Annotated in this window: 32 protein-coding genes; 28 read left to right on the top strand and 4 right to left on the bottom strand. The window is 52.1% G+C overall.

From position 1 onward, the window contains the following. Positions 1 to 4 precede the first annotated feature (4 nt). The 24 genes from LK536_RS41290 to LK536_RS41175 all read left to right on the top strand — a co-directional run bounded on the left by LK536_RS41290 (position 5) and on the right by LK536_RS41175 (position 19,314). Entirely contained in the window at positions 5 to 292 is a 288-nt protein-coding gene (locus LK536_RS41290) for a hypothetical protein (RefSeq protein ID WP_025486851.1), read from the top strand. A gap of 15 nt (positions 293 to 307) precedes the next feature. After that, positions 308 to 604, top strand: coding sequence for a BMC domain-containing protein (locus LK536_RS41285; protein WP_008717115.1), 297 nt, complete (start codon positions 308 to 310; stop codon positions 602 to 604). 257 nt (positions 605 to 861) lie between these two features. Continuing rightward, on the top strand, positions 862 to 1,170 hold the full coding sequence (locus tag LK536_RS41280; RefSeq protein WP_025486853.1) for a BMC domain-containing protein: 309 nt from the start codon (positions 862 to 864) through the stop codon (positions 1,168 to 1,170). A gap of 18 nt (positions 1,171 to 1,188) precedes the next feature. Continuing rightward, the gene (locus LK536_RS41275) at positions 1,189 to 2,715 is read left to right on the top strand and encodes an aldehyde dehydrogenase family protein (protein ID WP_227795901.1); all 1,527 of its coding nucleotides are present in this window, start codon (positions 1,189 to 1,191) and stop codon (positions 2,713 to 2,715) included. Positions 2,716 to 2,803: 88 nt separating this feature from the next. Further along, complete coding sequence (gene cutC / locus LK536_RS41270) at positions 2,804 to 5,377, top strand: choline trimethylamine-lyase (protein WP_227795902.1); 2,574 nt, start codon at positions 2,804 to 2,806, stop codon at positions 5,375 to 5,377. Positions 5,378 to 5,407: 30 nt separating this feature from the next. Continuing rightward, a complete protein-coding gene (gene cutD, locus LK536_RS41265; protein ID WP_040379571.1) occupies positions 5,408 to 6,361 on the top strand; it encodes a choline TMA-lyase-activating enzyme in 954 nt (317 codons plus the stop codon). 46 nt (positions 6,362 to 6,407) lie between these two features. After that, entirely contained in the window at positions 6,408 to 6,761 is a 354-nt protein-coding gene (locus LK536_RS41260) for a BMC domain-containing protein (protein ID WP_227795903.1), read from the top strand. Continuing rightward, positions 6,758 to 7,387, top strand: coding sequence for a EutP/PduV family microcompartment system protein (locus LK536_RS41255; protein WP_227795904.1), 630 nt, complete (start codon positions 6,758 to 6,760; stop codon positions 7,385 to 7,387). The genes LK536_RS41260 and LK536_RS41255 overlap by 4 nt, the downstream gene beginning before the upstream one ends. A 26-nt stretch (positions 7,388 to 7,413) precedes the next feature. Further along, on the top strand, positions 7,414 to 8,556 hold the full coding sequence (locus LK536_RS41250) for a 1-propanol dehydrogenase PduQ (protein ID WP_227795905.1): 1,143 nt from the start codon (positions 7,414 to 7,416) through the stop codon (positions 8,554 to 8,556). Then, the gene (locus LK536_RS41245) at positions 8,553 to 9,182 is read left to right on the top strand and encodes a hypothetical protein (RefSeq protein ID WP_227795906.1); all 630 of its coding nucleotides are present in this window, start codon (positions 8,553 to 8,555) and stop codon (positions 9,180 to 9,182) included. Before LK536_RS41250 ends, LK536_RS41245 begins: the two co-directional genes overlap by 4 nt. Continuing rightward, complete coding sequence (gene eutJ, locus LK536_RS41240) at positions 9,164 to 10,003, top strand: ethanolamine utilization protein EutJ (RefSeq protein ID WP_025486861.1); 840 nt, start codon at positions 9,164 to 9,166, stop codon at positions 10,001 to 10,003. The genes LK536_RS41245 and eutJ overlap by 19 nt, the downstream gene beginning before the upstream one ends. A gap of 64 nt (positions 10,004 to 10,067) precedes the next feature. Beyond that, the gene (locus tag LK536_RS41235) at positions 10,068 to 10,373 is read left to right on the top strand and encodes a BMC domain-containing protein (RefSeq protein ID WP_008717099.1); all 306 of its coding nucleotides are present in this window, start codon (positions 10,068 to 10,070) and stop codon (positions 10,371 to 10,373) included. Beyond that, entirely contained in the window at positions 10,367 to 10,642 is a 276-nt protein-coding gene (locus tag LK536_RS41230; protein ID WP_008717097.1) for a EutN/CcmL family microcompartment protein, read from the top strand. The genes LK536_RS41235 and LK536_RS41230 overlap by 7 nt, the downstream gene beginning before the upstream one ends. A 22-nt stretch (positions 10,643 to 10,664) precedes the next feature. Continuing rightward, positions 10,665 to 10,796, top strand: coding sequence for a hypothetical protein (locus LK536_RS41225; protein WP_268886859.1), 132 nt, complete (start codon positions 10,665 to 10,667; stop codon positions 10,794 to 10,796). Positions 10,797 to 10,800: 4 nt separating this feature from the next. After that, positions 10,801 to 11,439 carry a EutQ-related cupin domain-containing protein gene (locus tag LK536_RS41220; protein ID WP_227795907.1) on the top strand — a complete coding sequence of 213 codons (639 nt, stop codon included), beginning with the start codon at positions 10,801 to 10,803 and terminating at the stop codon, positions 11,437 to 11,439. 54 nt (positions 11,440 to 11,493) lie between these two features. Further along, the gene (locus LK536_RS41215; RefSeq protein ID WP_227795908.1) at positions 11,494 to 13,116 is read left to right on the top strand and encodes an acetaldehyde dehydrogenase (acetylating); all 1,623 of its coding nucleotides are present in this window, start codon (positions 11,494 to 11,496) and stop codon (positions 13,114 to 13,116) included. A 14-nt stretch (positions 13,117 to 13,130) separates the two neighbouring features. Beyond that, the gene (locus LK536_RS41210) at positions 13,131 to 13,769 is read left to right on the top strand and encodes a phosphate propanoyltransferase (protein ID WP_227795909.1); all 639 of its coding nucleotides are present in this window, start codon (positions 13,131 to 13,133) and stop codon (positions 13,767 to 13,769) included. A gap of 38 nt (positions 13,770 to 13,807) precedes the next feature. Further along, positions 13,808 to 14,095, top strand: coding sequence for an ethanolamine utilization microcompartment protein EutM (gene eutM, locus LK536_RS41205; protein ID WP_008717088.1), 288 nt, complete (start codon positions 13,808 to 13,810; stop codon positions 14,093 to 14,095). A 207-nt stretch (positions 14,096 to 14,302) separates the two neighbouring features. Continuing rightward, positions 14,303 to 14,686 (top strand): DUF3795 domain-containing protein, encoded by a 384-nt coding sequence (locus LK536_RS41200; protein ID WP_227795910.1) that lies wholly within the window; start codon positions 14,303 to 14,305, stop codon positions 14,684 to 14,686. Positions 14,687 to 14,819: 133 nt separating this feature from the next. Continuing rightward, a complete protein-coding gene (locus LK536_RS41195; RefSeq protein WP_227795911.1) occupies positions 14,820 to 15,230 on the top strand; it encodes a DUF3788 domain-containing protein in 411 nt (136 codons plus the stop codon). Between the two features lie 161 nt (positions 15,231 to 15,391). After that, positions 15,392 to 15,646 (top strand): hypothetical protein, encoded by a 255-nt coding sequence (locus LK536_RS41190; protein ID WP_227795912.1) that lies wholly within the window; start codon positions 15,392 to 15,394, stop codon positions 15,644 to 15,646. A 254-nt stretch (positions 15,647 to 15,900) separates the two neighbouring features. After that, the gene (locus tag LK536_RS41185; protein WP_227795913.1) at positions 15,901 to 17,286 is read left to right on the top strand and encodes an MATE family efflux transporter; all 1,386 of its coding nucleotides are present in this window, start codon (positions 15,901 to 15,903) and stop codon (positions 17,284 to 17,286) included. A gap of 72 nt (positions 17,287 to 17,358) precedes the next feature. After that, positions 17,359 to 18,249: a MerR family transcriptional regulator gene (locus LK536_RS41180; protein WP_227795914.1), complete on the top strand. Its 891-nt coding sequence runs from the start codon at positions 17,359 to 17,361 to the stop codon at positions 18,247 to 18,249. 381 nt (positions 18,250 to 18,630) lie between these two features. Continuing rightward, a complete protein-coding gene (locus LK536_RS41175; protein WP_227795915.1) occupies positions 18,631 to 19,314 on the top strand; it encodes a hypothetical protein in 684 nt (227 codons plus the stop codon). Positions 19,315 to 19,482: 168 nt separating this feature from the next. On the opposite strand, the gene LK536_RS41170 is transcribed toward LK536_RS41175, so the two are convergent. Next, a complete protein-coding gene (locus tag LK536_RS41170) occupies positions 19,483 to 19,884 on the bottom strand; it encodes a VOC family protein (RefSeq protein WP_506092134.1) in 402 nt (133 codons plus the stop codon). A gap of 268 nt (positions 19,885 to 20,152) precedes the next feature. Between LK536_RS41170 and LK536_RS41165 the strand changes: the two genes are divergently transcribed. From LK536_RS41165 to LK536_RS41150, 4 genes are all read left to right on the top strand, one after another. Further along, positions 20,153 to 21,124: a helix-turn-helix domain-containing protein gene (locus tag LK536_RS41165; protein WP_008717073.1), complete on the top strand. Its 972-nt coding sequence runs from the start codon at positions 20,153 to 20,155 to the stop codon at positions 21,122 to 21,124. Beyond that, positions 21,102 to 21,617: a DsbA family oxidoreductase gene (locus LK536_RS41160; RefSeq protein ID WP_227795916.1), complete on the top strand. Its 516-nt coding sequence runs from the start codon at positions 21,102 to 21,104 to the stop codon at positions 21,615 to 21,617. The genes LK536_RS41165 and LK536_RS41160 overlap by 23 nt, the downstream gene beginning before the upstream one ends. A 105-nt stretch (positions 21,618 to 21,722) precedes the next feature. After that, positions 21,723 to 22,988, top strand: coding sequence for a Y-family DNA polymerase (locus LK536_RS41155; RefSeq protein WP_227795917.1), 1,266 nt, complete (start codon positions 21,723 to 21,725; stop codon positions 22,986 to 22,988). Beyond that, positions 22,978 to 23,307 carry a YolD-like family protein gene (locus LK536_RS41150; protein ID WP_008717070.1) on the top strand — a complete coding sequence of 110 codons (330 nt, stop codon included), beginning with the start codon at positions 22,978 to 22,980 and terminating at the stop codon, positions 23,305 to 23,307. Before LK536_RS41155 ends, LK536_RS41150 begins: the two co-directional genes overlap by 11 nt. 2 nt (positions 23,308 to 23,309) lie before the next feature. Here LK536_RS41150 and LK536_RS41145 read toward each other — a convergent pair whose 3' ends face one another. The 3 genes from LK536_RS41145 to LK536_RS41135 all read right to left on the bottom strand — a co-directional run bounded on the left by LK536_RS41145 (position 23,310) and on the right by LK536_RS41135 (position 25,602). Then, on the bottom strand, positions 23,310 to 23,465 hold the full coding sequence (locus LK536_RS41145; protein WP_227795918.1) for a hypothetical protein: 156 nt from the start codon (positions 23,463 to 23,465) through the stop codon (positions 23,310 to 23,312). A gap of 356 nt (positions 23,466 to 23,821) precedes the next feature. Further along, the gene (locus LK536_RS41140) at positions 23,822 to 25,300 is read right to left on the bottom strand and encodes a DUF2079 domain-containing protein (RefSeq protein ID WP_227795919.1); all 1,479 of its coding nucleotides are present in this window, start codon (positions 25,298 to 25,300) and stop codon (positions 23,822 to 23,824) included. Continuing rightward, the gene (locus LK536_RS41135; RefSeq protein WP_227795920.1) at positions 25,297 to 25,602 is read right to left on the bottom strand and encodes a hypothetical protein; all 306 of its coding nucleotides are present in this window, start codon (positions 25,600 to 25,602) and stop codon (positions 25,297 to 25,299) included. The genes LK536_RS41140 and LK536_RS41135 overlap by 4 nt, the downstream gene beginning before the upstream one ends. Positions 25,603 to 25,708: the final 106 nt, after the last annotated feature.

Here is a 25,708-nt window from a genome sequence, read left to right as displayed (position 1 = left end):
GAAAATGTTATTACCGGCAAGGACAGCGGTGTTAAATTATTTATACGGCGTGGAAAGCGCGGACATAAAGGAAATAATGGAGGCATTAAAGCCACGGTACGGCAATGAGCGCCAGTTTACAAAAGCGCGTTTCCTGGACCATGTGATGTCCTTGGAAGCCAATGGGCTGTTGGACCTTAAGAGCTACAAACTGGACGAAGCAGGGGAACTTTCCCTGCGCTATGCCATCAACGGAGACGGGAAATCAACGGTTGAGAAATATGTACCGGAAAAATACCGTATGTGCGGCTGATAGGAGGTACCGTATATGAGATATTATGGCGAGGAGGCCCTTGGGCTGGTGGAGACAGTGGGTCTGGTTCCCGCCCTGGAAGCAGCCGACAAGATGCTCAAGGCAGCGGATGTGGAACTGGTTTCCTATGAAAATGTAGGCTCCACCCTTGTTACCATCATGGTAAAAGGGGATGTGGCGGCGGTCCGTTCCTCTGTGGAAGCAGGCGCGGCAGCGGCAGCTGCCATCGGGAAGCTGACGGCCAAAAATGTAATGCCAAGGCCCATCCGCGGGGTGGGGGATATTGTGTCGGTTCATGATATAGACGCCTGAACCGGCGCGGATGTCCGTGCAGGCATACCTGAAACGGCGCAGCCGTCCAATCCGGCAGGGCGCCCATAATAACTAGTACAGCCTTGCATAAATACCAGTGAATCCAGCACCCGCTATCTACGCCAGGAGCACGCCTGCAAAGCTAGTCGTAGCGCCCACTACGCCGTCGCTTTACAGACGCACTCCTGACGCAGATATCAGGCACTGACTTCACCGTTATTTACGCAATGCTGTACTAGCAGGGAGGAATTAAACATATGGAAAGATATGAAGCCATTGGACTGATAGAGACATTTGGCCTGGTATTTGTTCTGGAAGCAGCGGATGCCATGCTAAAGGCGGCGGATGTGGAGCTGATTGGCTATGAGAACGTGGCCTCGGGATACATATCCGTCCTGGTGCAGGGGGATGTAGGAGCCTGCAGGACCGCTGTTGAGGCAGGGATAAAGGCAGTGGATGCCATGGGAGCCGGGGTTTACAGCTCCGTTGTGATCCCAAGGCCCCATCCCCATCTGGAGAAGATCATGATCCGCTACTCACTGGAGGGTCTTCTGCCTCAGGGGTAATGGAATGGAGGCATTGATATGAAATTTATTGACAAGGACCTGCTTTCTGTCCAGGAAGCCAGAATCCTGATGGAACATGCAGGAGAAGCAAAAAAGGCCCTGGCCCTGTACACCCAGGAAAAGCTGGACCGCTGCCTTTGGGCCATGCTGGAAGCCATCAAAGGCTGTCTTAAGGAACTGGCCGTGGAATCAGCAGAGGAAACAGGATACGGGAACTGGCAGGATAAATACAGGAAGAACTGTCTGGTGTGGAACCAGATGTCACAGAGCCTTAAAGGAATGCGCTGCGTAGGCTTGGTGGAAGAAAATCCCGGCAGTAAGACCGCCAAAATCGGCGTGCCCCTGGGAATCATCGCGGCCCTGGTTCCGGCCACAAGCCCGGTGTCCACCACCTTGTTCCTGGCAGCAATCAGCGTTAAATCCGGCAATGCGGTAGTATTCGCTCCCCATCCAAGGGCGGGACGGACGGTGCAGAAAACCGTGAAGCTGCTGGCAATGGCAGCAGAAGCAGCGGGCCTGCCCCAGGGCGCAGTCTCATGTCTGGGTACGGTGGGCAAGGAAGGGACGGCTGCCCTCATGGGCCATCCCCTGACCTCACTTGTGATTAATACCGGGGTCCCCGGACTCCTTAAGGCATGCCGGGAAAGCGGGAAACCGTTAATCTGCGGAGGAATCGGCCCAAGCCCTGTATTCATTGAACGGACCGCGGATGTGAAACGGGCCGTGGGATACATTATCGCAAGCCGTTCCTTTGACTGCGGAACCCTGGCGGCAGCGGAGCAGTATGTGGTCGCTGACCGGCAGGCTGCAGCAGAAGCCAAAAGGGAAATGCTCAGCCAGGGCGCATACTTCATGAATGAGGAGGAGGAAGCGCGCCTGATCGGCCTGCTGGGGCCAAACGGCGGCAGGGAGACGGAATACATGGGAAAGACGGCTGTCTGGCTGGCCCAAAAAGCCGGATTCCCAGTTCCGGAAGATACAAAGGTGCTGGTATCCCAGCAAACGTACATAACTGATTTTAATCCGTATTCCGGCGCGCTGTTATGCCCGGTACTGGTATTCTATATTGAGGATGACTGGATGTATGCCTGTGAAAAGTGCATGGAGCTGCTGGTCAATGAAAGCTGCGGACACACGCTGGTAATCCATTCAGAAAACGAGGATGTGATCCGGCAGTTCATGCTTAAGAAACCAGTGGGAAGGATTCTGGTCAATACCCCGGCTGCCTTTGGCGCCATGGGCGTCACCACGGACCTGTTCCCGTCCATGACCCTTGGCGGCCTGACCGCAGGACTGGGCATTACCAGCGACAACGTATCGCCCATGAACCTGGTGTATATGAGAAATGCTGCCTGGGGCGTAAGGGAGATACCGGAACCGGAAGCCTTTGACGATGGCGGTACAGGCCGGGGGCAGGCTGTGAGGGCCGGTGCGGATATGCCTGCGGACCAAAATGCAGCAGCAGTCAGGGATGAAAAACGGAAAGAGGATACGTTGGATGTGGCAGGACTGCTGAGGGCAGTGCTGCGGCAGCTTGAGGATTGAATATAGCAGCCGATAGCATAAAGTGCTGATAATATGCTGAAACAATTCCCACAAGGAAAATAAATAAGCTGAAAGCGAGGGGAATATATTGGATATTCGTGAATTTTCAAATAAATTGGCGGAAGCCGCAAAGGGCATGTCTCCGGAAGAGAAAGCCTCACTGATGAAAATGTTCGAAACCGTGGCCGATGAGATTACGAAAGTTGGGAGCGGCCAGGGAAATGGGGCTGTGCAGTGCGGTGGATCCGTGCAGGAAAGCGGTGCTGTACAGGGAACCTCCCTGCCGGACGGCATCACCGCCCGTCTCCAGGCCCTGAAGGAGAACTATCTGACCCATAAGCCGACCATCACCACGCACCGTGCGCGGGCCATCACCAAGATTGCCAGGGAGAATCCTGGAATGCCAAAAATCATGCTGCGGGCCAAATGCTTCCGCTACTGCTGTGAGACAGCGCCATTGGTCATCCAGGACAATGAGCTGATTGTTGGCGCTCCCTGCGGCGCACCCAGGGCAGGTGCATTTTCACCGGATATTGCATGGAGATGGATGGAGGATGAGATTGACACCATCGGAACAAGACCTCAGGACCCATTCTATATTTCCGAAGAAGATAAGAAAATCATGAGGGAGGAGCTGTTCCCGTTCTGGAAGGGCAAATCCGTGGATGAGTACTGCGAGGACCAGTACCGCGAGGCAGGGGTCTGGGAACTGTCCGGCGAATCCTTTGTGTCTGACTGTTCCTACCATGCACTGAACGGGGGCGGTGATTCCAATCCTGGGTACGATGTGATCCTGATGAAAAAAGGAATGCTGGATATCCAGAAGGAAGCCATGGACCATCTGGAGCAGCTGGATTATGAGAACCCGGATGATATTGAGAAGATTTATTTCTACAAATCCATCATCGATACCACGGAAGGCGTGATGATTTACGCCAGGAGGATGTCAGGATATGCAAGGGAACTGGCTGAAAAGGAAACCAATCCCAAGCGCAAGGCAGAGCTTCTCAGGATTTCCGAGGTCAATGCGCGGGTGCCGGCCCATAAACCAGAGACATTCTGGGAGGCCATCCAGGCTGTGTGGACCATTGAATCCCTTCTGGTGGTGGAAGAGAACCAGACCGGCATGTCCATCGGTCGTGTGGACCAGTACATGTATCCCTTCTATAAGGCGGACATTGAAAGCGGACGTATGAATGACTTCCAGGCATTCGAACTGGCAGGATGCATGCTGATCAAGATGTCCGAGATGATGTGGATTACAAGCGAAGGCGGTTCCAAGTTCTTTGCGGGCTACCAGCCATTCGTGAACATGTGTGTGGGCGGCGTGACCAGGGAGGGACGCGATGCCACCAATGAACTGACCTACCTTTTGATGGATGCCGTGCGCCATGTGAAGATTTACCAGCCGTCCCTGGCCTGCCGCATCCACAACAAGTCGCCGAAAAAGTATCTGAAGAAAATCGTGGATGTGGTGCGCTCCGGCATGGGCTTCCCGGCCTGCCATTTTGATGACGCGCACATAAAGATGATGCTGGCAAAGGGCGTGTCCATTGAGGACGCAAGGGATTACTGCCTTATGGGATGCGTGGAACCGCAGAAATCCGGCCGTCTGTACCAGTGGACCTCCACCGCCTATACCCAGTGGCCTATCTGCATCGAGCTGGTGTTAAACCACGGAGTCCCTCTGTGGTACGGCAAGCAGGTGTGCCCGGACATGGGGGACCTGAGCCGGTTCCGGACATATGAGGAATTCGAGGCAGCGGTAAAGGAGGAAATCAGGTTCATTACAAAGTGGACCGATGTGGCCACGGTGATTTCACAGCGCGTCCACCGCGACCTGGCGCCAAAGCCCCTGATGTCCATCATGTACGAGGGCTGTATGGAGAAGGCAAAGGATGTTTCCGCAGGAGGCGCCATGTATAACTTTGGACCGGGCGTTGTCTGGTCCGGACTGGCTACTTATACGGATTCCATGGCAGCCATAAAGAAACTGGTATTTGACGATAGGAAATACACCCTGGAGCAGATAAATGAAGCCCTGAAAGCGGACTTTAAGGGGTATGGGCAGATCCGTACCGACTGCTTAAATGCGCCGAAGTACGGAAATGATGACGATTACGCGGATCTGATTGCCGCCGACCTTGTGAATTTCACGGAGCGGGAACACAGGAAATACAAGACCCTGTATTCGGTCCTGAGCCACGGGACCCTGTCCATTTCCAATAATACGCCCTTTGGACAGATGACAGGGGCTTCTGCCAATGGCCGCCATGCGTGGCTGCCGCTCAGCGATGGAATCAGCCCGACCCAGGGCGCTGACTACAAGGGGCCGACCGCCATCATCAAGTCCGTGTCCAAGATGTCCAATGACAGTATGAACATCGGAATGGTACATAACTTTAAAATCATGGCAGGGCTTCTGGATACGCCCCAGGGCGAGGAGAGCCTGATTACGCTGCTGCGCACGGCCTGCATGCTGGGCAACGGCGAGATGCAGTTCAACTACCTGGACAACAACACGCTGATTGAGGCGCAGAAACATCCGGAACAGTACCGTGACCTGATTGTGCGCGTGGCTGGTTACAGCGCCTTTTTCGTGGAGCTGTGCAGGGATGTGCAGGATGAAATCATAAGCAGGACCATGCTGACCCAGTTATAGAAGCAGGCAGGAATGAATGGAGATGGAAGAATGGAACATGCAAATACGGCCGGAATCGAGAGGAAGGCGCTGATTTTCAATGTGCAGAAATACAACATGTATGACGGACCCGGAATCCGCACCATTGTTTTCTTTAAAGGCTGTCCCCTGCGCTGCAGGTGGTGCTCCAACCCGGAAGGGATGGAGCGCAGGATACAGGTCATGTTTAAGAAAAACTCCTGTACGGACTGCGGCGCATGCGTAAATGCCTGCCCGGTGGGAATCCATGTATTGTCAAAAGAAACAGGAAAGCATATGATACGGCGCGACATTGACTGTACGGGCTGCCGCAAATGCAAGGCCAGCTGCCCCCAGTCAGCCATCGAGATAACCGGGGAGATGAAAACCATCTCTGAGCTGCTGAAGCTGGTGGAAGAGGACGCTGCCTTCTATGAGACATCCGGGGGCGGCGTGACCCTGGGGGGCGGAGAGTGCACCTCCCAGCCGGAAGCAGCCAAAAGCCTTCTGATGGCGTGCAAGGAGGAGGGCATCAACACTGCCATCGAAACCTGCGGGCATCTGAAAACGGAAAAGCTGCTTCAGATAGCTGAGTATGTGGACCTGTTCCTGTATGACATGAAACACATGGACCCGGTCCGGCACAATGAACTGACCGGGATCAGCAATGAGCTTATCCTCCATAACTTAAATGAACTCCTGCGTCGCAGATTCAATGTTAAGGTCCGTATGCCCATGTTAAAGGGAATCAATGACAGCAGGGAGGAGATTGACCAGATCATAAAATTCCTTCTTCCCTACCGTGAAAACAGGAACTTCAAAGGGATTGACCTGCTGCCGTACCATAAGATGGGTGTAAATAAATACAACCAGCTGGATAAGCCCTATCCCATTGAGGGCGATCCGAGCCTTAGCAGTGAGGACCTGGACCGGATTGAAGGATGGATAAAAGCCTATGATTTCCCTGTGAACGTGGTGAGGCATTAATAAGGGAAGACCATATGGACAAACGCCAGAGAGAGGAGTTTTAAGCATGTGCCTGACAGAAGGTAAAGAGGTCAGACGGGTAATTGAGGAATCCGTGCCGGGTAAGCAGGTAACCATTGCCCATGTGATAGCATCCCCGGTGCCGGAGGTCTATGAATGCCTTGGCATCGATGACAAGGGGGCCATTGGGATCCTTACGCTGAGTCCCTTTGAGACGGCTGTCATTGCGGCGGACATTGCGGCCAAGGCATCGGATGTGCAGATTGGATTCCTGGACCGCTTCACTGGTTCGGTTGTGATTGCCGGGGATGTGGAGAGCGTGGGGACTGCCCTGAAGGCGGTGAACGACACGCTGAAGCGGCGGCTGGGATTCACTGCGGCGGAGATTACAAGGACGTGAGAAGAAAACGGATTATGATAATCGGGGCAGGACGCAGCGGGAAAAGCCTGCTGGGAAGGCGGCTGGAACAGGCGGGAAGGCAGCTGGAACAGGCGGAAAGGTGGCTGGAACAGGCGGGAACCACGGCGGACAGCAAAAACCGGAAGGAGACGGTGGGCGGGGAAAACGGGCTGGAGACAACTGCGGGCAGCCAAACCAGGCCGGGGACAGCAATAGACCCCTGGTCCCGCCGGACTCCTGTCCTTGTGTACAGGGGAACTATAATTGAAGCGCCGGGCGCTTATCTGGAAAGTCCATGGATGCGCCACCATCTGATAGCAGCGGCCCAGGATGCATCCTGTGTCCTGATGCTGGTGGATCTTATGGGGAACAGGGAGATTTACCCGCCGGGATTTGCCATGGCATTCCGTGTGCCGGTGCTTGGGATTGTGACAAAATGTGACCTGATACAGGCGGGACGCAGAGGGCCTGAGCCCTGCTTTTGGCAGCTTGCAAGGGCAGGGATAAAGAAACCATATCTGATGACCAGTGCAAAGGACGGAGATGGGCTTAAAGCCCTGTGCCGTGAAATCAGGGCCTGCTGCAGAACGCCGGAATGGGATGGGAATAAAATGTGGTTGAAATAAAAAATGACAGAAAGGAGGGACAGGACATGGAACAGTTTATCATGAAAACAAAGATATATATGGGAGAAGCCTGCCTTTTACAGTTAAACAGCCTGGGAATCAGGAGGGCCTATATTATATGCGACCCGTTTATGGAGAAATCAGGAAAGGCTTCAGAGATAGAAGGACTTCTAGAGGAAACAGGGGCGCAGAGCCGGATATTTGCCAAGGTTGTGCCGGACCCCACCATTGAGGCGGTGACACAGGGAATTGAAGGGATGGAAGACTTTGCCCCGGATACCGTGATTGCACTGGGAGGCGGTTCCGCCATGGACACGGCCAAGGCGGTCTGCCACCTTTATGCGGCAATGAAACAGGAACAGAGGCCCCGCCTTGTGGCAGTGCCCACCACAAGCGGGACCGGAAGTGAGGTGACATCCTTTGCAGTCATCTCAGACCCAGAGGCCCAGGCCAAGTACCCGCTAAAAGACCCTGCCATGGTGCCGGATGTGGCATTTTTAGACCCGGTACTGACAGCCACGGTGCCTTCCGGGATTACAGCGGACACGGGGATGGATGTGCTGACCCATGGGCTGGAAGCCTATGTTTCCACTCAGTCAGGGGATTTTACGGATGCCTGTGCTGAGAAGGCGGTCCGTATGGTATGGAAGTATCTGGAGCAGGCGGTTGCCGACGGAAGCAATATGGACGCAAGGACCCATATGCACAATGCATCCTGCCTGGCCGGCATTGCATTTAACGGCGCTTCCCTGGGAATCTGCCACAGCCTGGCGCACGCCCTGGGGGCCCGCTTCCATATTCCTCATGGCAGAAGCAATGCCATCCTGCTGCCGCATGTGATTACATATAATGCAGGTCTGGAGGAAGCCGGTGAGACGGAAGCGCTTTCCCGTTATGTGGAGATTGCCAATCTGTTAGGCATCTCAGCCGGAACCGGGAAAGCCACGGTCCACGGACTGATCCGGCAGATCCGCAACCTTATGAAGCGCATTGGGATACCGGAGCAGGTTACGGAGCTTGGTATTGACAGGGAAGAGTTTTTGCAGTCGGTTAAAAGCATGGCCGCAAAAGCCCTGGAGGACGGCTGTACGGCTGCCAACCCAAGAAAGCCTGCTTTAAAAGATCTGGAAGATATATATGGAAGGCTGTGCAAAGGGGGCCTGGGATGAGGTTCATAACAGAGGATGACCTGCGGGCCGCCTATAAGAAGCACCCGTTCCCATCCTATGAGACAAAAGCAGGAGAGCGGCTGACACCAGGGGGAAGGCAGTTTTTAAATGACCGCGGTGTCAAAATCAAGGATTCCGTGGAGACAGCCCAGCCCATGGATGGAACAACACATCAGGCACAGGATAAGGCATCCCCAATCCACGGTGCCTCATATCCGCTGGAAGAGGCCATTATCCGCTCTGTCCGGGCCAGGTTCCTGGAGGCCGGGGCCAGCCTGCTGGATATGGATGTGCTGGCGGCCCGGGAAATATTCGAGCTGGAGCGGAGTCTGGCCGGAATCACACAGGAAATGCCGGATTCAGGGCCGCCATGGGCCAGCTGTACAGGAATCACACAGGAAAACAGGGACAGCCAGCTAGAAGACTGCTTTGAAGTCACCGGATTCCATGTCCAATCCCCCAGAGGACGTGAGATTGCCCTCCTTCACTGCCTGAGGTGTGAGCTGCGTATCCTGTCATGGACACTGCCTGAAGATAAGAAGGGAACCGTTAACCGTATCATCAACCGGCTGTCACAGATGATCTGCCAGGCATTTGGAGGAAAGACGTGTCAAAAGAAGAATTAACATTTAAGGCCTGCGACCGTATGGTCAGGGAGTTTGAAGCCGTGATGGCAAAACCTGTCCGGGAACCGTCGGCAGTTTACTATACCGGTGTTGACCTTGGGACCGCCTGCGTGGTGCTGGCTGTCCTGGATGAACACCTGCGCCCGGTGGCCGGAACCTTCCGCTATGCGGATGTGGTGCGGGACGGCATGGTGGTGGATTACATCGGCGCCATCCGCATTGTCAGGGAAATGAAGGAGGAGCTGGAGGAAAAGCTGGGGACCGGACTGTTTTATGCGGCGGCCGCCATTCCGCCGGGCACGGACGCCCTGGACTCCGGGGCCATTAAAAATGTGGTGCAGGGAGCCGGATTTGAAATCACGGCCCTGCCCGATGAACCGACTGCTGCCAATGCGGTTTTAAAGATACGCAATGGGGCTGTGGTTGACATCGGAGGAGGCACCACGGGAATCTCTGTACTGAAGGATGGAAAGGTGGTCTATGTGGCGGATGAACCTACCGGAGGGACCCATTTTTCCCTGGTGATATCCGGCGCCTATAAGATGTCCTTTGCTGATGCGGAATGCTACAAACGGGATAAAAAGAACCACAAGGAGCTGTTACCAGTGCTAAAGCCGGTGATTGAAAAGGTTTCATCCATTATCAGCCGCCACATTGAGGGCAGGGAAGTGGATGGGATTTACCTGGTAGGGGGCACCTGCTGTCTGACAGGGATTGAAGGAATCATTGAAAAGAAAACCGGGATTCCTACCTATAAGCCGGGCAACCCCATGTTTGTGACGCCTCTTGGAATCGCAATGAACTGCCGGGCAGCCTGGTAAGGGGACGGGAAGGTAACATGCCGCAGGCATGGTAAGAAAGATATAAGAAAGGATGAAGGTGTCTATGGAATACCGAATCATTAAATCGCCCACCCAGGGCACCATCGACATACTGTGCCGCAGGAAAGGGTCAGGGCCGTCAAAGCCCATAGGGCAGGCGGACGCCATCGGCCTCATACAGGGCCGGATGATTGAAATGGTATGCGCCGCCGATGTGGCGGAAAAGGCAGTGGGGGTCACGGTGGAAGATATACGTGGCAGCTGTCCCCAGAACATGATACTGCTGGCCATTTTCGGCGATACGGCCTCGGTGGAGGCGGCGATGGATGAAATCCGGAAAAAGGAAACGGAGGCAGGGGAAGGATGGTAACCGCAAGACTCATTGACAACATATGGGCCACCAGGAAGGCAGAGACATTAAATGGCTGTAAGCTGATGCTGGCTCAGATAATCGGCGGCGCCAGGGCAGGGGAACAGATGGTGGTGGTTGATACCATCAGCGCGGGCATCGGTGACCGGGTCATCATTACCACTGGTTCCTCCGCCCGCCGGATGCTTAAGGATGACGGGATTCCGGTAGACGCGGTTGTGGTTGGGATCATAGACGAGGACTGCACCTTCGGCCAGGAGACGGTTTAAGTGACAGGCAGGAAGGCAGACCGTGGGAAAAGCAGTGGGAAGGGCAGTGGGAAAAGCAGTGGGAAAAGCAGTGGAAAGGGCAGTGGGAAAAGCAGTGGGAAGGGCAGTGAGAAAGGCAGTGGGAAGAGCAATGAGAAGAGCAGAGAGGAAGTGAGGGTATGAAACAGCTGGTTTGCGCAAAAGACGTGGAAACCCTGAAGGGGGAAGGGAAGACAGAACTGTGCATTGACCAGGACGCCATTGTCACCCCTTCGGCAAGGGATGCGGCTGACTCCCTTGGGGTGACATTTACCTATAAAAAGGAATGCGGCGATGGCAATGCACCTTCGGGCGGCCAGGACATGGATGCCAATCAGATTTACATGGTGCTGAAAGCCCTGTTGGATAAGGGGCTTCTGGATAAGAGGCTGCTGGACGGGTTTTTAAAACCCTATGATGCTCAGAGCCATCCAAACGGTCTTAAGGTGGTGAGGGGGGATTCGGTGAAAATGGATATGTTCGACACCGGGAATCCCAAGGCCACAGCGTACTATCAGGAGCTTATAAGCAAGGAGGAATCCCATATCAGCGCAGGTTTCCTTGTGATTGACCACTCGGATTTTGAATGGGAACTGACCTACGAGGAAATTGATTATGTCATCGAGGGCACGCTGAACGTGACCATTGACGGGACCACATACACTGCCCATGAAGGCGATGTCCTGTTTGTCCCATCCGGTTCAAAGGTCATCTGGGGGTCGCCGGATAAGGCCAGGATATTCTACGCCACGTATCCAGCCAACTGTGCGGACCTGTGATAGGGAACTTCAATCATATAAAGCAGTTAAATAGCAAAGAGAGGTAATTTTCACATGGAAAATTTCGATTACGACCTGCGCTCCATACAGGAAGCCAGGGACCTGGCCCGCAGGGGGGAAGCGGCAGCAAAGAAGATGGCTGGATATACCAGTGAGCAGATAGACAGGATTTTACAGAACATGGTCAGGACCGCAGAGGAGCACGCGGCATGTCTGGCCCGGATGGCGGTGGAGGAGACAGGATTCGGCAAGGTGCTTGATAAAACCTACAAGAACCACGCCGCATCCACCCTTCTCTACCAGGATATCAAGGACATGAAGACCGTTGGGATCATCAGCGAGGACACGGTCAGGGGTACCATGGACGTTGCGGAGCCGGTTGGACTGATCATGGGTATTGTCCCATCCACCAACCCCACCTCCACCGCCATATACAAGTCCATGATTGCCATTAAATCAGGCAATGCAATTGTATTCTCACCCCATCCTTCCGCAGCAAAATGCACCCTGAAGGCAGCACAGCTGATGTGCCAGGCAGCCGTAGAAGCAGGGGCGCCCGCGGATGTGATTGGATGTATTTCCATGCCGACCATGGGTGCAACCAATGAACTGATGCATTGCAGGGAAGTGTCCGTCATCATTGCCACCGGAGGTCCGGGCATGGTAAAAGCGGCATACAGCGCGGGAAAGCCCGCCATCGGGGTAGGGGCCGGTAATTCCCCTGCTTACATCGAGAGGACCGCGGATGTCAGCCATGCGGTGAGGACCATCATGGCCAGCAAGACCTTTGACAACGGGACTATCTGCGCCTCCGAACAGTCCATAATCTGCGAGGAATGCAATCATGATGAGGTGGTGGCGGAGTTAAAGGCCCAGGGCGGGTATTTCATGACAAAGGAAGAGACCGAAAAGGTATGCGGCCTGCTGTTTAAGAACGGCCATGCCATGAACGCCAGGTTCGTGGGCCGCTCCCCCCAGGCAATTGCAAAGGGCGCAGGCATCACAATCCCGGAAGGCACAAGGGTCCTGATTGGTGAGCAGGAAGGCGTGGGCGAGGGATACCCCCTGTCTTATGAAAAGCTGACCACCGTGCTGGGATTCTACACGGTGAAGGATTGGAAGGAAGCCTGCCAGCTGAGCATTGACCTTCTCCAGAACGGTATCGGCCACACCATGAGCCTGCATACCCAGGACCGGGAAATGGTACTTAAATTCGCTGCCAAGCCGGCATCCAGGATTCTTGTCAACACCGGAGGCAGCCAGGGCGGCACAGGAATCAGCACAGGCCTTAACATCGCATTCACCCTGGGCTGCGGAACCTGCGGGGGAAGCTCTGTTTCGGAAAATGTCAGCCCCATGCAGCTGATTAATATCAAGAAGGTGGCCTATGGGCTGAAAGACTGTACCACGCTGATGGAAGATGACAAAACCTTTCACCCGGGAATGGCTGTGACGGATCAGCCGGCCGGCAGCATCCCTGCCCAGGCAGCGTCTGCCTGCGGGCCATGCCGCGGCAATCTCAGCCCGGCGGCAATCGTGGCTGCCTATGATGCAAGGAATACGGACAGGGCCGCGGATACCACTGAAGCTGCCAAGGCCATACCCGGTGAAAATGAAAAGCTGGCAGCCCTTGTGCGCCAGCTGATTACCACCATGAAGGACCAGAAGGATGCGTAGGAAAGGGGAGAGTCATGGACCAGTATGAGGCAATCATAAAACTTCTTATGGAAGCAGCCAGGGAAAGCATTCCGGATGCCCGGGATAATACAATCCCGGTAGGCGTTTCCAACCGTCATGTACACCTGTCCCAGGGGAATCTGGAAGCCCTGTTCGGACCCGGATATGAATTGTCAAGGATGAAGGATTTATCCCAGCCCGGACAATACGCCTGCAAGGAAACAGTAACCATCTGCGGGCCAAAGGGGGCCATTGAAAAGGTCCGGATCCTTGGCCCGGTCCGCAGCAGGACACAGGTGGAAATCCTGGCAGGAGACAGCTTTAAGCTGGGGATAAAATCAACCGCCAGGCTGTCCGGGGACCTGGATGGTACCCCGGGAATCACCATCATTGGGCCGAAAGGGTCGGTACAGATAAAAGAGGGGCTGATGGTGGCGCAGCGTCATATCCATATGCTTCCGGAGGATGCGGCCAGGATGGGTGTCCATGACGGACAGGTGGTAAGCCTGGAAGTGGATGGAATCCGGGGCGGCATCTTAAGGAACACCATTGTGCGCGTAACCGGCCAGTCCGGCCTGGAATGCCACATTGACACGGAGGAAGCCAATGCCCTGGGCTTAAGCTCCTCATCCAGGGTAAAGATAGTTCAATAAAATAACAATAAAAACAGAAATGTCAGGAGGACAATCAAATGAAGTATGATGCATTAGGAATGATTGAGACAAAAGGACTGGTAGGTTCCATCGAGGCAGCAGACGCAATGGTCAAGGCAGCCAATGTTACGCTGATTGGCAAGGAATTCGTGGGCGGCGGCCTGGTGACGGTGATGGTCAGAGGTGATGTGGGCGCTGTCAAGGCGGCAACCGACGCAGGCGCGGCAGCTGCCCAGAGGGTTGGGGAACTGGTGTCTGTCCATGTAATCCCACGTCCCCATGCAGAGGTGGAGGTAATCCTTCCGGCTGTAAAGGAAGCACAGTAATATAGGGATATATAAAGGATATGTAAAAGATATGGATGAATGGGGAAATGCTGTCCTGGCAGAGGGACGGCATTTCCTTTTGTGTTTTTGAACCCGGCATGAAATGATTATCCGGCTGGTTTGGGTTATATGGAGGCCGGCACTGTGGACGATATGGCATAAATGTAGTAAACTGGACTTAATAAAAACCGATAGGGGAGGTGCGGGATGATAAGAAGACTGGGAATTGCAAGATGCGGGCTTGCCTGCTGTTTATGTTCGGAAAATACACACTGCGCAGGCTGTGATTCAGGAGAATGCCAGGACAAGGACTGGTGTGAAAGCAGGAACTGTTCATTGGAAAAGGGAATCAGCCACTGCTATGTCTGTGGGGAAGACTGCCGTAAAGGTATATTGTCAAAGATTAAGCCATATGCATTTAACCTCTTTGTAAAAAGGTATGGTGAAGAACGGCTTTTAGACTGCCTGGAGGCAAATGAGAAGGCTGGGGTGGTTTATCACCGCGATGGGTTAAACGGTGATTATGATGGGTTTGAGGATGTGGAGATGCTCATTGACTTTATAAAAACGGGAAATCTGCAATCTCCGTAATCACAAAAAGGCAGATAAATCAACTATATAAAGATAATTCAGATGTATCAATCATCCTGGTGGAATGGCGGCGCCCGGTTTATGGACGCCTGACGCCGCCGGATCCAGGGATGGACGGAAAAAAGGAGGCCCTATGTACGAAAGGATGCTCAATAAGCAGGAAAAACCAACCATGACCATGATGACATCATACTGCGGCTGCAATGCCGGACGGTTTACCCGCCTGAACAGCTGGATGTCCGAAAACTACAAAACCGTGCAGCAGGTTACATTTCCCTATGGCAACCGATACGGCTGGGGAATTGCCCACAGGATAGGGAAGAAGCTCATATGCAATGTATTCGCTGAAAACAACGGGTTTACGGTCATGGTCAGGTTATCGGATAAACAGTTTGAATCCATATATGAAGAGTTGCAGCCATATGCCCGGGAGTACATTGACCATAAATATCCCTGCGGCGACGGCGGCTGGATACACTACCGCGTCACCTGCGAAGCCCATTATGACGATATACAAAGGATATTGGCTGTAAAATGCTCATAAATATCCATGGGCTGGGATTCCGGAGTCCCGGACATACCCTGGTTCCATGAAGGGACAGCTGCATCCTGCATGGAATGAATTAATAATAAAAGCGTAAAAAGAACTTAAAACAATGATGGGGAATCTATGCTATAGTGATAACAGGACAGGAGGAATATGGCATGAAGAAAATGCAGCTGTACAATGGTGATTCCCTGGATGACTTTTTAAAAATCAGGTCCATATTGGAGAAAAACAACATAAGATATGACACGGAAAATACATCAGCGGGGGGAACAGGCCGGATGATAGGAAGTCTCCTGGCTTTTGGCCGCCCGGCGTCAGGTCTTATGGATGACCACAGGCAAAATTTTAAGATTTTTATTGATGAAAGCCAGTATGAAAAAGCGAAAAACCTGATTGGTTATATTGGGTAACTGGCTGGAGGTGTCCTTACCCTTGCGGGGAAGCCAATGGACACTGTGGGCGGAGCTGGATTTGCATTTCCATCCGTGATATGCTATGATTGAAGGCATGAAATGTTTAACAAATATTAGCAAGGATTCTCCCATCCTCTAAGGTGGTGAGATGAATTGCCAAAAACAAACCATATGAACCGGGTGAGCACCTACCGTATGCAAGGCTGAATCTGCATACGGTTTTTTTGTATGGAAGGAGGAGGGGGATAGGTATGGTGAATAGGAGCGGACATGAGGAAGACTATGATAAAGGCTATGACAAAACACGTGACGGACAGGAAAATATTGCATACATCCTGATTAAATTCAGTCTTCCTCTTATTCTCAGCGGTATCTTACAGCAGCTATATAACTGGGCGGATGCATTTATTGTGGGCAATGTGGAGGGTGAGCTGGCCCTGGCGGCAATCGGGGCAACCGGGACGGTTGCGAACTTTTATCTTATGGCAATTACCGGATTCACACTGGGACTATCCATCCTCTTTGCTCATAAATCAGGCAGCGGGGAAACCAGGGCCATACCGGGCATCCTGTCAACCTTTTCCCTGATATTCGGCGTGGGTTTTTCATTCTTTGCGGCCGCCGGAATCTGGCTGGCATCCCCGATACTGGGCCTGTTACATACGACCGGGGATACAATCCGCCTGGCAGGGGATTATCTGCAGATCATATTTGCAGGTATTCCATTTCTGGCAGTGTACAATGTTTACTCAGCCGCACTTCGCGGGATTGGGGATAGCCGGGCGCCGTTTCTGGCCATTGTTTTTTCTTCTGCCGTGAATGTGGTCCTGGACATCCTGTTCGTGGCCTGCATGCGCTGGGGCGTTAAAGGAGCTGCAGCCGCAACCGTTGTCTCCCAGGCGTCCATGACAGCATTCCTGCTTCTGTATGCAGTGGTTAAACATCCGCTGCTGCGGTTTCGCCTGACTGGCAGGCTGCTGGACCGGACCGCATTATTGCAGGGGCTGCGCATGGGCCTTCCGCCCATGATCCAATCCAGTATCAGCGCATTCGGAAGCCTGCTCCTGCAGAATTTCATGAATGGCTTTGGAACGCAGACCGTGGCGGCCATTACCACCGCATACAGGGTAGATACAATCATCCTGCTGCCGGTTATTAATCTGGGGTCGGGGATTTCCACCATTGTGGCCCAAAACCATGGGGCAGGGGATAAAATGCGCGCCAGGAAGGTGTTTGGTGTCGGGACGGTCATGATGGTGGTTGTATCCCTGTGCCTGACAATCCTGGTCATTCCCACGGGCGGCCATGTCATTGCACTGTTTGGCGTGGGTGCGGGAGCTGTGGCAATCGGGCAGGAATTCTTTCGCAGGATTGCCAGCTTTTATGTGGTCTTTGGACTTGCAACAGCTGTACGCGGATATCTGGAAGGGATTGGGGACGTACTTTATTCCAGCATTGCGGGTATTGTCTCTCTGATATCCCGTATTCTGGCTTCTTATGGGATGGCGGCTGTCTGCGGGAATATGATCATCGCTTATGCGGAGGCATTTTCCTGGGGCGTATTGCTGGCGCTTTATCTGGCGCGGGTAGGATGGAGGCGGTATGACAAGGATTCCTTTTGGCAGAAATTATCATAAAAACCCTTGACCCTCACGTTACGTGATAATATAAGATAAAGGTAAATCATAAACCAGATAGGAGTTGATACCATGAGGACTGTTAAGGAAGTCGCCTCGCTGACCGGTGTCAGTGTGCGCACGCTACAATATTATGATGAGATAGGGGTGTTCAAACCAACCAAGGTCACGGATGCCGGATACCGGCTGTATGACGATGCATCCCTGAACACCCTGCAGCAGGTCCTGTTTTTCCGGGAATTGGATTTTCCGCTGAAGGATATCAGGATAATTATGGGAAATCCTGACTATGACAGGCTGGAAGCCTTCAGGAAGCAGAAAGAACTGCTGAAGGCCAAGCGGGACAGACTGGACCGTCTGCTGGAACTGTTGGATAAACTGGAAAAAGGAGAGACTTGCATGAGCTTTGAGGAATTTGATTTAAGCGGGTATGTGGAGGCGCTGGAGCATTTTAAAAGTGAGAACATGGATGAGGTAATACGGCACTGGGGCAGCGTGGAGAAGTTTGAGGAGCTGGTGGACCGGGTCAGGGACCATGAATCAGGCATTGCACAGAATGCAATTAAATATTATGGAAGCGTTGAAGCGTATGTGGACGCCATGAAGCACAGCCTGGAACATTTTTCGGAAAATATGGAGAAGATGGAGAAAATCAAGGAAAAGGGCTATGTGGAACGGAATCAGGAACTGACGGAGGAACTGTTAAAGGATGTGTCCAGGGATGTGGCGTCCAGGGAAGTGCAGGATGTCGTGGATCAGTTGATGAACCTTCTGAGTAAGGAGGACAGCCCCGATATGGACATGGGGAAGAATTACTGGAATGTGCTGATAGACGGGTATCTTCATAATCCCACGCTGATTGAGGGCATGGATAAACGCTATGGGACAGGGGCTTCCCGGTTCATGGGTGAAGCACTGCAGCATTACCTGGATAACCGGGATGGCAGGGATGGCAGGCGTTGAAGGGGAGACAGGAAAACGTTAAAGAAAAACCATAGATCCTTAAGCAAGGGTTAAGGTATTAAAATAAAAAATATGATATAGTAAATCCAGGAAGCAATACCGGAGTATGCAGCTGACGGAAGGTTATTTTCAACAAATATCAGCAAGGATTCTCCCATCCTCTAAGGTGGTGGGATGAATTGCCAAAAACAAACTTAACGGCAGTGGTGGACGGAGAGTAATCGGTATCCCCACTGCCATGAGGTCAACCACGCATCTACGAAGGATGCAGTCGCACTTCGACAATATACCGAGCGTGGATTAAAACAATTACACCTTTAAGCGGTCAGGAAAAACTGCAGGGCTGACATGTATATATCGGTTTGCGGAAAGGATGGGGATATGAGGGCATATTGCAAGGATAGGAATTTCAAAGGCAGGAATTTCAAGGACAGGTGTTACAAGGACAGGCACTTCAAAGACAGATATTCCAAAGAAGGATATTCCAAAGACAGATATTCCAAAGAAGGATATGGGAAATATATCAGGGTACTGTATGTCTCCATAGCCGTACTGGCTGTCATTACAGGCTCTGCGGGATGCAAGGCTGAAAACGGCGGGAATCCTTCTGTCCAAGTGGGAAATGTGGGGCAGGAACCGCCTGCCATGAAGCTTTCCGATATCCTTTCCAGCACCATGAATGAGTTTGAGGTCACATCAGGCAACTATCAGTGGAATTATCCCGGCGGGGATGGGATGACAGGGGCAGTTGCCTGTGGCGCCCATCCGCTGTTCGAGGCAAAGGATAAGGAAACCCTGAAGCTTCCCCGGTATAATGGACAGAATACTGTAAGTTACGCTGTTTCCTTCACAATACAGCCTGACCGTCTGACGGTTTACGAGTATTCCATTGAGGATATGGAAGGGACGGACGCCAGCCCGTTGTCCAGCGCGGTCTATGAGGACGCACTGATGCCGGAGTTTAAAGTCAGCAGGGTGTATGAACTGGTGGCTGAATGGGATGAGGAACATCTGGAGGAGAATGGATGTTTTGGGACAGCCAGTTATGTGGTGGTGACGGAATGATGTCCGGGCTGTGTTGGGAAATCCACTCTGCCATCTGCCTTAAAAAGTCCGCCGGATGTATCCGCTTAGTGCAAAGAACACCCTTTTTCAACACAATCAGAATCAGCTGCCACACGGCGTATTCATGGCCGGCGGCAGCTGATTGCGTATCTCTCATAATGAAGACAATTAGGAAATAAGTTCCACGATATTGCCTTCCGGGTCAAAGATACAGCTGCTGTAATGTGCGGGAGCCGATAGCTGGGGCTCACTTAGTATCTCGTGTCCTTCCAGTATCAGCTGGCTGGTCAGGGTGTTTACCCGCTTCCTGCTTCCCAGCCTGAAGGCCAGGCAGATAGGATTAAGCTGGGATGGGGCTGACTGTGGTGAGGGAGCGGATAAGGTTTGTCCTGCCGGGGCCAGCTTAATCTTAAAACCGCCCCGAAAGGAGAGGATATACATTAAGTCTGAACTGTCAGTGCCAACGGTGTCTGCATTGGCTTCGGCCCCCAAATACCTCACATAGAAATCCTTCATCTTATCTGGATACAGGGTATGGAGTGTAATGTAGTCAACTTTCAAAATCATCATCTCACTTTTCAAATTATCATCGCATGGTCATTTCATCTTTACTGAATTTTTCTGGTAACTCTGCTCTTTTTTATATTATAATAGAATATGATGGCGTATTCTATTATAATAGTATCTAAAAATAACAGAATCATGTCAATATGTGATTCGGGGATGTAACATCCGGTTTCCTGGAAGGATGATATACGGCCTTGCAGGAAACAAGGTATCCGGTTATATTAAGTATGTAAGGTATGTAAGAAATCCCTGAAGGGACAGGAGGATATCCATGCAGCTGAATTATCTTGAAGTGAATGGCAATCTGGAGGAGATAACCTGCCACGGCTCTCCGGCATTTCCCATGGAAGTGTACCTTGACAATCTGGACCTGTATCCCAACCGGTTTATTCCATGGCACTGGCATAAGGAACTGGAATTTGTCTATGTCCTGGAGGGAACCATAGAATTCCAGACCGGCGTCAGCACGTATGTAATCGGTTCCGGCCAGGGCGGTCTTGTCCCCTCCAATATGCTTCATATGGTGTCCCCTTACCATCGCCAGCATGGAAGTATCTACTGTGCGGTATTGGCGGACAGTTATCTGCTCCATGGCCTTTCTGGCGGTTTGATTGAGGAACAATACATATCCGCCCTGTTCCGGCCGGAAACAGATTTCTTCTTCCTGGACGGGACAAGTCCCTGGCATGCAGGGGTGCTGGCCTGTATCCATGAGATGTACCAGTGTGATTGCAGCCGTCCCAGGGGATATCTGTGGAAACTGCAGATCCTGGTGCAGCAGGCAGGGCTTATACTGTTTGAGAATCTTGATATGAAACAGGAGCCATGCCCTTCCGTCCATGATTCCAGATACCAGCGTGTCCGCTGCTGCCTGGAATACATACATAAGGAGTATGCAGGCAGGCTGCGGCTGGAGGATATTGCCCGGGCAGCCAATGTAAGTGTCAGCGAGTGCTGCCGTGATTTTAAGGAGGTCCTTTCCCAGTCGCCTGTGGATTATCTTATTTCCTACCGGGTGCGGATGGGGGAGTATATGCTGGCCCATTCTGACAAAAGCGTGCTGGAGATTGCGCTGGCCGTGGGGTTTTCGGGAAGCAGCCATTTTTCCAATACATTCTGTCGATATATGGGGTGTACGCCCTTGTATTACAGGAAGCATTTAATGGAAGACAGGGAAGACGATGGGAATAAAGGAATGGAAGCTGAAGGGAGTCTGAGAAATGATGGAAATGGTAAAACTTGAGTTGTTTTTTGATTATGCATGTCCATACTGTTACCGTGGGCATAAAAATCTTTTAAACCTGCTGGGACGTTATCCTCAGATTGAACTGGTATGGCGGCCCTGCGAGTCCCACCCGCGCCCGGAACCATCACCGGTGCACAGTGATAAGGCCATACAGGGCATGTATTATATACAGGAGCATCAGGGGGACCTTTGGAGGTACCATGCCCTGGCTTACGAGGCGGTTTTTGACAGGGGTCTGGATATTTCCTCCATGGATATCCTTTCTCAGATGGCTTCCCGGTGCCGGGTTGATCCGGTGGATTTCCAAAAGATGGTTGGTGCAGGTCATTACAGGAAACAATTGGTGGAAGGGAACCGGTATGCCTGGGAAACCAACCGTCTGGATGCAGTGCCCAGTTACCGGTCCGGAAAACATTTCATCGGCTCCAAGGATGGCCTGCTGGTTCCTGCAGAAAGGCTGGAAGCTTTTTTGGATGGACTTGTGGGATGATATGAAATATAAAAAGAACAGATGTTCGGTAAATGGATTGCAGTTTTCGTGGCGCCGCTGTATAATTATAATAAGGATGTATTTCCATGGTAGAGGAGGGATGGGATGGAGCAGCACACCTATCTTGTCATTGATTTAAAATCTTTTTATGCTTCTGTGGAGTGCGCGGAGCGTGGGCTGGACCCCATGACAACCAGACTGGTGGTGGCTGACCCTGAGCGTACGGAAAAGACCATCTGCCTTGCCATATCCCCGGCCATGAAAGCCCTCGGAATCCATAACAGGTGCCGCGTATTCGAGATTCCAAAGAGTGTGGACTATATCATGGCAGAGCCGCGGATGAAGCTGTATGTTGAGTATGCTGCGGAGATTTACGGCATTTACCTGAAGTATATCTCCAAGGAGGATATCCATGTGTATTCCATTGATGAGGCATTCATGGATGTGACCAATTACCTGCCCCTTTACCATATCACGGCCAGGGAATTGGGGCAGTCCATCATGGCGGACATCACAAGGCAGTTCGGTATTCCTGCAACCTGCGGCATCGGGACCAACCTGTATCTGGCAAAGATTGCACTGGATATCACGGCCAAGCATGCAGCGGACTGCATCGGTTATCTGGATGAGGAGATATATAGGAAAACATTGTGGGACCATAAGCCATTGACGGATTTCTGGAGAATCGGCAAGGGCATTGCCGGTAAGCTGGAACGCTATGGCATCCATACCATGGGCGGCCTGGCGGCCATGGATGAGGACTTCTTATATAAGCTGTTCGGCGTGGATGCGGAACTTCTGATTGACCATGCATGGGGCAGGGAGCCTGTGACCATTGGGGATATCAAGTCTTATAAAGCCAAGACTAATTGTCTTACCTGTGGGCAGGTCCTGGGCTGTGATTACAGCTTTGAGGATGGGGAGCTGATTGTCAAGGAGATGATGGACCTGCTGTGTCTTGAGATGGTGGAAAAGAACCTGGTTTCCAATTCCGTGACCCTGTATGTGGGATATTCCAACCGCGCAGAAGCAGAGCCGTCCAAGGGAACCGCCTCCCTGGATGCGCAGACCAATGCGGATATGGTTTTGATACCGGCCGTGACCGCTCTGTATGAGCGGATTGTAAACCCAAGGCTGCCGGTACACCGGATTAACATTTCCGTCAATCATGTGGTAGAAGAGGAATACAGTCAGTACAGCCTGTTTGCTGATGCAGAGGAGCTGGAACGCAACAGGAAGCTGCAGACGGTCATGCTGGATATCAAGAAGAAGTTTGGCAAGAATGCAATCCTTAAGGGCATGAACCTGCAGGATGCATCTACCATGAAGGAGAGGAACCGCCAGATAGGAGGTCATAAAAGTGGCGAGTAGACCAAGGGCTAAGATGGCTGTGGCTGACAGGGCCAAACAGTTCCTTCCATTTGCGGCGCTAAAGGGCCTGCCGGAGGCCCTGGCGGAAAAGGAACGGGTGGTTGTGCCTAAGATTGTGCTGTCCGATGACATGGCAGAGGAACTGAATCAGAAGATGCGGGAAATCATACCAGGCAGGATCATAAGCGTGGTGTATTTCCATAAGGGCGAATATCTGAAGGTGACGGGAATGGTTGCGCGGTTTGACAGGAACAGCAGGATGCTGCAGGTGGTGAACACAAGGATAAATCTGGATGATGTGCTGGATGTGGAAATCTGACTTCATTCCCATGGAAGAAATAATGCGTAGATGACGGCACCCGCTATCCTTTGTCCACTGAAACAGTCGATATGCTGGAAGCTGCGGATTTCCAGCACATGGATCCTGTAATTGTTCAGCATCAGCTTCATGTTTTCAGGCAGATTTTCATCATCCATTATCTGAAACAGTTCCCTTGGGCCATCATACGGCGCACTGCCGTAGTAAATACAGAATAGCGCTGGTTGTCCTCAAAATACCGCACCTGCGAGATATCCCTCTGTCCCATTTTCCTGCCTTTCCTGTTTGAATATGTTCTGAATGCAATGGAATGGGGACATTTTTACCTGATATTATTATACCGGGCATACATGTAAAATGCAAGAATCCGCTGCCTGTATCCATTGCCAATCCTGTGAAACCGCCAGCGACCCTGCCGGCATGTGATACAAATATGAATTGATAAGGGGCAAATGAGTTGCCCTGAAAAGATGAACAAATCATATCACGGATTGTGGTTACAGTCAATATGGATTCAGTGGGAGGACACGGCAGGTCCAAGCACGGCCACATACCCGTCCACCTCCCCCTGGACCACATATCCCTGTAAAAGGTAATCAGCCATCAGGTCCTGGGAATCCTTTTCATATCCAGGCCGTTGGTCCAACACGATATAATCAGCCGGATGCCTGCTGTCCGCAAGATAGATTTCATCCCTGCCGGACAGCTGGGGAATGAAGAAGGTGGTTGATTTGACGGATGCATCCTCTGGGATGGTTGACAGCAGGAGTCTTGCTTCTGCTGCTTTTTCCCGGTCCTGGGCGTAGCTGCCGATGTAATACGTTTTTTTGTACACGACAACGGCGGTAATCATCAGGGCGCAGGCCAGCCCGCAGTACAGGATGGAGGATGGCAGGGATGAGTGGGGCTTGGGCAGGGACTGGGAAGATGCTGGCGTTGGACATGCCGGCTGGGGGATGTCCAACAGGTCACGGTAGTTCACTGCCGCCAGATACATCAGCAAGGCGCCTGAACCGTATGTATACTGAAAGAAAATGGAATGCTGATATTTATAATTGGACATCAGGTTAATCAGCACGAATGGGATGATGAGGGTCCATTTCCGCCAGTCCCTGGTCATTAGCGGAAAGAATCCCAGGGGGAGCAGCATCTGAAGGAAGAAGATGAGTTTTTCCCTTACCGCTATCTGCGACAGCACATATGCCGGATTGACCAGGATTGTCTTGAACATGCTGACCAGGCCCAGCCGCTTGTCAGATATGAAATTATCAAACCGGTTAACCATGGCGCCGTCCCCAAACCGGTTGATATACCAGATGGCCATGCAGAAGTATAGGCAGGAACCGGCGAAGACCAGGAATCCGTACCGATACTGCTTTTTATATAGAAAGAGATAAAGGCCGATGCAGGCCGCATAGACCGGGGCATCCTCCTTAACCAGAAGCAGCAGGGCAGCAGAGCAGGCCATGGATTTATAATGTCCGGTTTCCAGAAAGTACATGGTCCAGAGTATGATGACTGCCAGGAATTTATTTTCATGGAAATCATAAAAACAGCCTCCCATGAACGCCGGATAGGCGCAGTACACCAGACCGAAGCACAGCGTTTTAAGACGGGTAAGGCCCAAAGCCCTGGTCAGCAGACACAGGGGAATGACCCCGCTTATGACCATGAGCGCCTGAAGGACCAGCAGTGTCTCCGGACGCGGCACCAGCTTGTATAAGGGCAGGAGCACATAAAAGACAGGGGACAGGTGCACTGCAAAATGGGACAGAAGCCCGTCGCGCTCACAGGTGGTCAGAGGTGTCAGGCCCTTGTCCATGTAATAATACATCTGGGAAAATATTCCAAAATCATAAGCTGACGAGTAATTGAGGCGGTAGCGCAGGATGGTCATGGAGGCAGTGAACAGGAACCAGAGCACTGCCGTTCCACCCAGGATCATCCATAACCGCCGGGAAGTCAGCCATCTGTCCATCCGTTCAGTCATCATATGAATATTTCCTTAATCATCAGGGCTGCAAGGTACATGGCCATACTGGGTGTCAGGGATAAACGTATTTTTCCGGAGCCTGACGATATCAGCCAGGGAATGGTGAGGCAGAGGCAGATACCAAGCCAGATGCCGAGAAAGCTCCCAAGGGATATCTGTCTCACAAAATCCAGGGTCATGAACGGGACACGGCTGCACAGCAGGAACATGGTATTGGTCAGCAGCCAGCTGGCAATGGCCAGTTTCCCAAGGCCGCCCCCATATGCTGTCAGCCATGAATGGAAATGTTTAAAGTACATCATATAGGGATACCTCCTTATAATGCTGTATCTTAACCACTTCATGGATGAAAGTAAAGATAGTGGATCCAACTGTAAGAAAAATTAGAAAATCCTTAATAATATCTGC

Source organism: Clostridium pacaense (assembly GCF_020709765.2).
Lineage (GTDB): Bacteria > Bacillota > Clostridia > Lachnospirales > Lachnospiraceae > Enterocloster > Enterocloster hominis.
Note: the sequence above shows the minus strand (reverse complement) of the source record. Positions and strands in the feature narration are given on the sequence as shown.

Coding starts and splice junctions, on each gene's coding strand:
- LK536_RS41250 (WP_227795905.1), top strand. CDS start 7,414: ATGGAACAGTTTATCATGAAAACAAAGATATATATGGGAGAAGCCTGC.
- LK536_RS41220 (WP_227795907.1), top strand. CDS start 10,801: ATGAAACAGCTGGTTTGCGCAAAAGACGTGGAAACCCTGAAGGGGGAA.
- LK536_RS41275 (WP_227795901.1), top strand. CDS start 1,189: ATGAAATTTATTGACAAGGACCTGCTTTCTGTCCAGGAAGCCAGAATC.
- LK536_RS41140 (WP_227795919.1), bottom strand. CDS start 25,300: ATGATGACTGAACGGATGGACAGATGGCTGACTTCCCGGCGGTTATGG.
- LK536_RS41170 (WP_506092134.1), bottom strand. CDS start 19,884: ATGATGATTTTGAAAGTTGACTACATTACACTCCATACCCTGTATCCA.
- LK536_RS41190 (WP_227795912.1), top strand. CDS start 15,392: ATGAAGAAAATGCAGCTGTACAATGGTGATTCCCTGGATGACTTTTTA.
- LK536_RS41230 (WP_008717097.1), top strand. CDS start 10,367: ATGGTAACCGCAAGACTCATTGACAACATATGGGCCACCAGGAAGGCA.
- cutD (WP_040379571.1), top strand. CDS start 5,408: ATGGAACATGCAAATACGGCCGGAATCGAGAGGAAGGCGCTGATTTTC.
- eutM (WP_008717088.1), top strand. CDS start 13,808: ATGAAGTATGATGCATTAGGAATGATTGAGACAAAAGGACTGGTAGGT.
- LK536_RS41145 (WP_227795918.1), bottom strand. CDS start 23,465: ATGGATGATGAAAATCTGCCTGAAAACATGAAGCTGATGCTGAACAAT.
- LK536_RS41285 (WP_008717115.1), top strand. CDS start 308: ATGAGATATTATGGCGAGGAGGCCCTTGGGCTGGTGGAGACAGTGGGT.
- LK536_RS41185 (WP_227795913.1), top strand. CDS start 15,901: ATGGTGAATAGGAGCGGACATGAGGAAGACTATGATAAAGGCTATGAC.
- LK536_RS41280 (WP_025486853.1), top strand. CDS start 862: ATGGAAAGATATGAAGCCATTGGACTGATAGAGACATTTGGCCTGGTA.
- LK536_RS41215 (WP_227795908.1), top strand. CDS start 11,494: ATGGAAAATTTCGATTACGACCTGCGCTCCATACAGGAAGCCAGGGAC.
- LK536_RS41195 (WP_227795911.1), top strand. CDS start 14,820: ATGTACGAAAGGATGCTCAATAAGCAGGAAAAACCAACCATGACCATG.
- LK536_RS41175 (WP_227795915.1), top strand. CDS start 18,631: ATGAGGGCATATTGCAAGGATAGGAATTTCAAAGGCAGGAATTTCAAG.
- LK536_RS41180 (WP_227795914.1), top strand. CDS start 17,359: ATGAGGACTGTTAAGGAAGTCGCCTCGCTGACCGGTGTCAGTGTGCGC.
- LK536_RS41210 (WP_227795909.1), top strand. CDS start 13,131: ATGGACCAGTATGAGGCAATCATAAAACTTCTTATGGAAGCAGCCAGG.
- LK536_RS41290 (WP_025486851.1), top strand. CDS start 5: ATGTTATTACCGGCAAGGACAGCGGTGTTAAATTATTTATACGGCGTG.
- LK536_RS41135 (WP_227795920.1), bottom strand. CDS start 25,602: ATGATGTACTTTAAACATTTCCATTCATGGCTGACAGCATATGGGGGC.
- LK536_RS41200 (WP_227795910.1), top strand. CDS start 14,303: ATGATAAGAAGACTGGGAATTGCAAGATGCGGGCTTGCCTGCTGTTTA.
- LK536_RS41165 (WP_008717073.1), top strand. CDS start 20,153: ATGCAGCTGAATTATCTTGAAGTGAATGGCAATCTGGAGGAGATAACC.
- LK536_RS41245 (WP_227795906.1), top strand. CDS start 8,553: ATGAGGTTCATAACAGAGGATGACCTGCGGGCCGCCTATAAGAAGCAC.
- LK536_RS41155 (WP_227795917.1), top strand. CDS start 21,723: ATGGAGCAGCACACCTATCTTGTCATTGATTTAAAATCTTTTTATGCT.
- LK536_RS41160 (WP_227795916.1), top strand. CDS start 21,102: ATGATGGAAATGGTAAAACTTGAGTTGTTTTTTGATTATGCATGTCCA.
- LK536_RS41235 (WP_008717099.1), top strand. CDS start 10,068: ATGGAATACCGAATCATTAAATCGCCCACCCAGGGCACCATCGACATA.
- LK536_RS41260 (WP_227795903.1), top strand. CDS start 6,408: ATGTGCCTGACAGAAGGTAAAGAGGTCAGACGGGTAATTGAGGAATCC.